9 protein-coding genes are annotated in these 6,000 nt (G+C 50.1%); all 9 read right to left on the reverse strand.

What is annotated here, in order from left to right; genetic code table 11:
- Window positions 1-40: 40 nt before the first annotated feature.
- Window positions 41-469, reverse strand: a complete 429-nt coding sequence (locus tag Q4D85_RS08305) for a hypothetical protein (protein ID WP_303199634.1) — start codon at window positions 467-469, stop codon at window positions 41-43.
- Between the two features lie 15 nt (window positions 470-484).
- Entirely contained in the window at window positions 485-1,072 is a 588-nt protein-coding gene (locus tag Q4D85_RS08310) for a hypothetical protein (protein ID WP_303199635.1), read from the reverse strand.
- Between the two features lie 9 nt (window positions 1,073-1,081).
- A complete protein-coding gene (locus Q4D85_RS08315; protein WP_303199636.1) occupies window positions 1,082-1,681 on the reverse strand; it encodes a hypothetical protein in 600 nt (199 codons plus the stop codon).
- Window positions 1,682-1,717: 36 nt separating this feature from the next.
- Window positions 1,718-2,947 (reverse strand): hypothetical protein, encoded by a 1,230-nt coding sequence (locus Q4D85_RS08320; protein ID WP_303199637.1) that lies wholly within the window; start codon window positions 2,945-2,947, stop codon window positions 1,718-1,720.
- A gap of 15 nt (window positions 2,948-2,962) precedes the next feature.
- Entirely contained in the window at window positions 2,963-3,400 is a 438-nt protein-coding gene (locus Q4D85_RS08325; protein WP_303199638.1) for a hypothetical protein, read from the reverse strand.
- Window positions 3,401-3,508: 108 nt separating this feature from the next.
- The gene (locus Q4D85_RS08330) at window positions 3,509-4,288 is read right to left on the reverse strand and encodes a pentapeptide repeat-containing protein (RefSeq protein ID WP_303199639.1); all 780 of its coding nucleotides are present in this window, start codon (window positions 4,286-4,288) and stop codon (window positions 3,509-3,511) included.
- 27 nt (window positions 4,289-4,315) lie between these two features.
- Window positions 4,316-4,744, reverse strand: coding sequence for a hypothetical protein (locus tag Q4D85_RS08335; protein ID WP_303199640.1), 429 nt, complete (start codon window positions 4,742-4,744; stop codon window positions 4,316-4,318).
- Between the two features lie 15 nt (window positions 4,745-4,759).
- Window positions 4,760-5,347 (reverse strand): hypothetical protein, encoded by a 588-nt coding sequence (locus tag Q4D85_RS08340; RefSeq protein WP_303199641.1) that lies wholly within the window; start codon window positions 5,345-5,347, stop codon window positions 4,760-4,762.
- A 36-nt stretch (window positions 5,348-5,383) separates the two neighbouring features.
- The coding region (locus tag Q4D85_RS08345; RefSeq protein WP_303199642.1) for an RHS repeat domain-containing protein at window positions 5,384-6,000 on the reverse strand (617 nt) is incomplete at its 5' end.

Consider the following 6,000-nt stretch of genomic DNA (forward strand, 5'->3'; position numbering starts at 1 on the left):
AAAACTACGAAACAATCACCAGCACAGAACCCGAATCACGCTAATCACGTTGATTCTCAAGTAGTGCATACGCCCACTTTTCAAAGGACTCATACGGGCCGCCCCACCACGCCTCATCCGTGAAATCGTAATACCCACACTCCACCTGACCATCAGACTTCCTATGGAACACCAAATAACTAGCACCATTTAGTTTCGCAATCGGGTAAAAATCCTCCCGACCTGGGTACCACTCACGGAAATCATTAAAATTCTCCTCCTGCGCGTTATCCCACACCACCGCAGGCGCAGGCGGAAGAATCTCCGTCCCATTCACAGTCCAACTGTAATAATCCAAGAAAAAATCCTTGAAATCCTGCGGCAACCAATCCGGCGCAAACGCAAAACCCTCCGCCAACAACTCCGGACTCAAACCACCCAACTCAAAATCCGAACCATCAAACCCAAAAAAATCCTCATGATTAATCATAAAAACTCCTCACCTCTATTCATCCGCAACACGGCCACAGTCTGGGAACTCAAGATCAACCTGCAAATGAGACTTCGCCAACCGAGAAATTTTCGAAAACAACCGATCCACCGGATCCAAACCCCTCGTAAACGCAAAATTCACCGTACCGTACGCAGACCAAATGACATCTATATACCCCCGACCAGCAAACTTGTCATCACGCGCTAGCACCGGACGATTAAACGACATCGCACGCTTCGCATGCCGCTGAAACCGCCACGTAATCTCCGGATCAACCTCATGCAACAACCGATGCACTCCACACGCAAAATCATGAATCAAGCTCAACGTCACATCAGAATCTTCCAAATCACCATTCACCTCGCGCGACTTGACAAGCAATAACCCAAGAGCAACCACCTTTTCCATCGTGGTCTCAAACGGCAGCACACCCGACAACGCCGACTCCACCACGGCCAACCGCTCATCCTCACGCGCTAACAACTCATCCACAATCGAGCGTATTTCCTCAGCACTACGCGCATCCGTATCACCAGTAAACCAATCCCGTCCAAACAACGAATACCGCGAACAAAACAACCCAAAATCAGAATCAGTCATGTCAAAAATCTAATCATTACCCTCATCGCTAACGCGCAAAACAGACTCAGGAAACGCAAGATCAACCTGCAACCGTCCCTGAATTAATGTCTTAAAAGCCGAAAAGAAACGAGGAACGAGTTCCTGGCCGTTCAAATATGCGGAATTGATAATCCCGTAGCTATCCCAAATAACATCTACATAACCGCCACCAGCAAACTTGTTATCGCGCGCTAACACTGGACGATTAAACGACATCGCACGCTTCGCCCGCCGCTGAAACCGCCACGTAATCTCCGGATCAACCTCATGCAACAACCGATGCAAAGCACACCCAAAATCATGCACCAAACTCAACGTCACCTCAGACTCCCTCCGATCCCCATTCACCACACGCGACTTCGCAAGAAGCTGCCCAAGAGCAACCACCTTATCCATCGACGAATCAAACGGCAGCACACCCGACAACGCCGACTCCACCACGGCCAACCGCTCATCCTCACGCGCTAACAACTCATCCACAATCAACTGCGTTTCCTCAGCACTACGCGCCGCATCATCACAGGAAAACCAATCCCGACCAAACAACGAATACCGCGAACAAAACAACCCAAAATCAGAATCAATCATGACGCAGCCGCACTCATTTTCTCAATAGAATTCCTATCAAAGCAACCATTTTTCTACCAGAAAGACTATCTCAGGTAGCGTTTGTTTGGCTACGGTTGGGTCGTTGCCGAAAGTTGCCGTGTAGTTGTTTTCTATGCGATCGAATCCGATAACGAGCGTGGAGACGGTACGCTCTCCTGCCGTTTTTCGGTAGATAACGCGATCTTCAAACTGCGGCGATTCCGGGGCGACGCACAAAGCATTGCTCTTGGCAGTATGCTCAGCTAACCAGCCGATACCCGCCGGGGAGAACCACGGCCGAGTTTCACCCCAGGTTTCGGTGGATATGTCGCCTATTATTTCGTCGCCGAACAGGAGTCGTCGAAAAGCAGTGATATTGATAAGCCCCAAACCCATTTCTGCCCAGCGCGAAATATGCGGCACTGGTTTGCTTACCGGCAATGTCACCTGGAGGGTGTTCCCGCCACGAAACCGCGAGGCGATATTCAATTGCGCAAAAGCTTTGTGCGCCTCATGCAGTCGCGCATCATCCGTCGAATCGGCACTGGCCACACGCGCCATGATCTCCCACATTGAATCGATCGTGCGCAATGAATCTGGTGTATAGAGAAGAAACTTGTACATTGTCGGCGCAAACGACATTTCGGAAGTACCCGGCCAGGCGACGTCGCAAAGCCCAAGCGCTTGCAATTGGGCATTAAAAGCTTCGACATCCTGCTTACGCAGGGGTTTCGGCGCCGTAGCTAAATAATCACCAACCCGGCGCACAAGGTTGTCAGCAACATCAGCCATCTGCCGGTGAACAAGTTGCGTCACAAACTGCGTTAAAATCCTAAGCCAATCTGGGTGAGTACATAATTCTTGAGCGGGAACGTGGGTAGCTAACCAGCGAAGATCGACATGCTCAGCCGCACTTTTAACCCGGTCAGTTATCTGCATTAGCCGTGGCAGGTTCACGTCACCGGCGTCGTTACAAATAGCTACCGTTGTTGTTGCGTGGCTAGGGTGCTTCCCAATAAACAGCTGCGTGATAAACCCGCTTGTCGACGACGACACCACCGTCTCATCCACTCCCTCAACCGGCACGGAAATCTCCACCTGAGCATCAGCGATATATGGGTTACCTTCGTAACCAAACGCCGGAAAGTTAAACTGCACGTCCACATTGCAAGCAACACCTGCCCATCGTGCCGTTGTCCCCGACACCCGCCAACCCAACCGGGTCAACTCTGTTACTGTTTCCGCCCACACCCTATCGAAAGCCATAACTATCCCACCCACCTAGGGCTGAATGAAATCCAGGAATTCTGCATCAGTAAATTTCACCGGCGAGTACCACAGTATTTGTTCCACCATACCCTCGTACTGCCAAAATCCAACCCGGTGCTGCATCGAAAACACGTAGTCATTTTCCGGAATTGCCCGTAGATCCACGCCCAAAGAACGCAGTTGAGCTATGAAATCCGACCACGGCTGATCCAACGACACACCAACAAAGTCCACCCCTGCAAACCGACCTGTCACTGCAATCTCTTCGGGCCGATCGTGCTCATCGAAACTCACTTCCAAAATGAAAGTCTTTCCGGCAGCCTCCAGATTCCCTCGCCACGAATTCGACGTAGTCGAGACAAACGTCAAATCTGGCACCAGATCAAAATAAAACTCCCAATCCGACCAACGCCAATCAACGGTAAAACCCTGCCAATCGGCTTTCACCATCGGTCTCTCCACATCAACCGTCCAATAGATTTGGGAACGAAACTAGTGACCGATCCGCCGCTGCATCCACGCGCTGACATGTCCGGCTACGGGGGCACAACTACTAGCTTAAGAAAAATCGATACCAGTTACGGCACGATACAGTTCAATGACCGCCGTTTGGACAGAAGGCGGCAATTGTTCGTTCACAGCCTCGGCGATAAAACGCCCGCCGCGCGCACCATCATTGCCACGCCCATGTGCAAACCTAAATCGCTCCCAGTCCTGTTGAACTTGCTGAAAAACATGGAAAGCAGCTCGATACTCAGGCGATTCGACGGAATGCTTTCCCATTGCAGCGTTCGCGTAGTCAGACACCGCACCGGCATGTTCCACCCAGTTGGGCACAATAAACTTCGTTACATGATCGGCAACTATCACCCGCTCCATAGGCACGCCAACGAATCTCACCGTGTGCAATTCCGCGTCTGATAAATCCGTCCCCGAAAGCTGGCTTGATTCTTTATCCTCCACAAAAGAAACGTTTGACAGTGAACCGCTCACACTACCACCACGCACCACAAGCGAATCCAGATGGGTACTACGAGCCCCCACAAGCTCAACACCGCTGATCGTACAGTTAAACAGCTTTTTTAGAGCCTTCACCGGTATGGGTTGAGCGACCCCCGTAACCGTGGAATCAAACAAACTTACATGGCTTAACGACGTCTGCGCTAACTCGATTCCACTCAAAGAACAATTCTCGAAACTCACGTAGTACAGCGAAGAATTCGAAAGAGCAAGATCGACGAACTCACAACGACGAAACGAAGCTGCGTCAACCTCCAGCGACGAAAATTCCTTACCCGCTATATGTAAGTCGTCATGAAAACCCATCACTTTAGGCATGCGCAGCTCCGTTTCACGTGTTAGCAATTAATTGTTCTGCTCAAGTAGTGCGTACGCCCACTTTTCAAAGGACTCATACGGACCACCGCCATACCACGCCTCATCCGTGAAATCGTAGTACCCACACTCCACCTGACCATCAGACTTCCTATGGAACACCAAATAACTAGCACCATTTAGTTTCGCAATCGGGTAAAAATCCTCCCGACCTGGGTACCACTCACGGAAATCATTAAAATTCTCCTCCTGCGCGTTATCCCACACCACCGCAGGCGCAGGCGGAAGAATCTCCGTCCCATTCACAGTCCAACTGTAATAATCCAAGAAAAAATCCTTGAAATCCTGCGGCAACCAATCCGGCGCAAACGCAAAACCCTCCGCCAACAACTCCGGACTCAAACCACCCAACTCAAAATCCGAACCATCAAACCCAAAAAAATCCTCATGATTAATCATAAAAACTCCTCACCTCTATTCATCCGCAACACGGCCACAGTCTGGGAACTCAAGATCAACCTGCAAATGAGACTTCGCCAACCGAGAAATTTTCGAAAACAACCGATCCACCGGATCCAAACCCCTCGTAAACGCAAAATTCACCGCAGCATAACTATCAATAATGGCATCAATATATCGATCACCCTCAAACGTGTCATCGCGTGCCAACACCGGACGATTAAACGACACCGCACGCTTCGCCCGCCGCTGAAACCGCCACGTAATCTCCGGATCAACCTCATGCAACAACCGATGCAACGCACACCCGAAATCATGTGCCAAACTCAACGTCACAGCAGACTCCCTCCGATCCCCATTCACCACACGCGACTTCGCAAGCAATAACCCAAGAGCAACCACCTTATCCATCGACGTATCAAACGGCAGCACACCCGACAACGCCGACTCCACCACAGCCAACCGCTCACCCTCACGCGCTAACAACTCATCCACAATCAACTGCGTTTCCTCAGCACTGCGCGCCGCATCATCACAACCAATCCAATCCCGACCAAACACCACATACCGCGAACAAAACAACCCAAAATCATCATCAGTCATGACAACACTTCCTTAAAATAATCGACGATTTTTCAATCACTTAGAAAGAACAAAAGCATGATTTGCAGTATCCCAATGGAAACCTTTTTGTTCAAAGTATTTTTGTACAGGTTTTGTAAATTGTGCGTCGCGTACTGCATGACTTGCAGCTTCCCCACTTATTCCTAGCGCTTCCTGCCTAATTAAAACAGATTGTTGGAGTGCTGGATCACCATGCCACATCACAGAACTCAGTTTTTCTTTTCGCACCAACTCAACATCTTTATTTATTTGTTGCCGAACGAACTTATTTGATCCTACACGACCAGTCTTTTGCTCGTGTCCAATACCCAACTCTGACTCAAGTACATCTACAAACCGACGTCCTGTCTTACCTCCAGATTCTTTACCAGCGTCAAAAAACGCTTCCTTCATTATCGTTCCGGAGCCTTCTAGTGACTCCGCCAAGGCATCCCGCGCTAAATCACCTACGGCTTTGTTTTGGATGATTTGATGAGCTTTAAGCCCGTAGTAGTCGATAAGTGTGGTGGGGTTGGTGACGTAGCCTTGGGGTGTTGCTATGTTCGGGCTTATTCCGAGTGGGTCTTGGGCGTTATACATTCCGGCTTCTGGTTGGTAGTACCGGTACCGGTTATACACCCACCCGGATTCCG

It is taken from the genome of Corynebacterium sp., assembly GCF_030532965.1.
Classification (GTDB): domain Bacteria; phylum Actinomycetota; class Actinomycetes; order Mycobacteriales; family Mycobacteriaceae; genus Corynebacterium.

What these genes read in the sequence shown, in the direction of transcription:
- Q4D85_RS08335 (WP_303199640.1), bottom strand. Translation starts at nt 4,744, where the DNA reads ATGATTAATCATGAGGATTTTTTTGGGTTTGATGGTTCGGATTTTGAG.
- Q4D85_RS08340 (WP_303199641.1), bottom strand. Translation starts at nt 5,347, where the DNA reads ATGACTGATGATGATTTTGGGTTGTTTTGTTCGCGGTATGTGGTGTTT.
- Q4D85_RS08320 (WP_303199637.1), bottom strand. Translation starts at nt 2,947, where the DNA reads ATGGCTTTCGATAGGGTGTGGGCGGAAACAGTAACAGAGTTGACCCGG.
- Q4D85_RS08325 (WP_303199638.1), bottom strand. Translation starts at nt 3,400, where the DNA reads ATGGTGAAAGCCGATTGGCAGGGTTTTACCGTTGATTGGCGTTGGTCG.
- Q4D85_RS08310 (WP_303199635.1), bottom strand. Translation starts at nt 1,072, where the DNA reads ATGACTGATTCTGATTTTGGGTTGTTTTGTTCGCGGTATTCGTTGTTT.
- Q4D85_RS08330 (WP_303199639.1), bottom strand. Translation starts at nt 4,288, where the DNA reads ATGCCTAAAGTGATGGGTTTTCATGACGACTTACATATAGCGGGTAAG.
- Q4D85_RS08305 (WP_303199634.1), bottom strand. Translation starts at nt 469, where the DNA reads ATGATTAATCATGAGGATTTTTTTGGGTTTGATGGTTCGGATTTTGAG.
- Q4D85_RS08315 (WP_303199636.1), bottom strand. Translation starts at nt 1,681, where the DNA reads ATGATTGATTCTGATTTTGGGTTGTTTTGTTCGCGGTATTCGTTGTTT.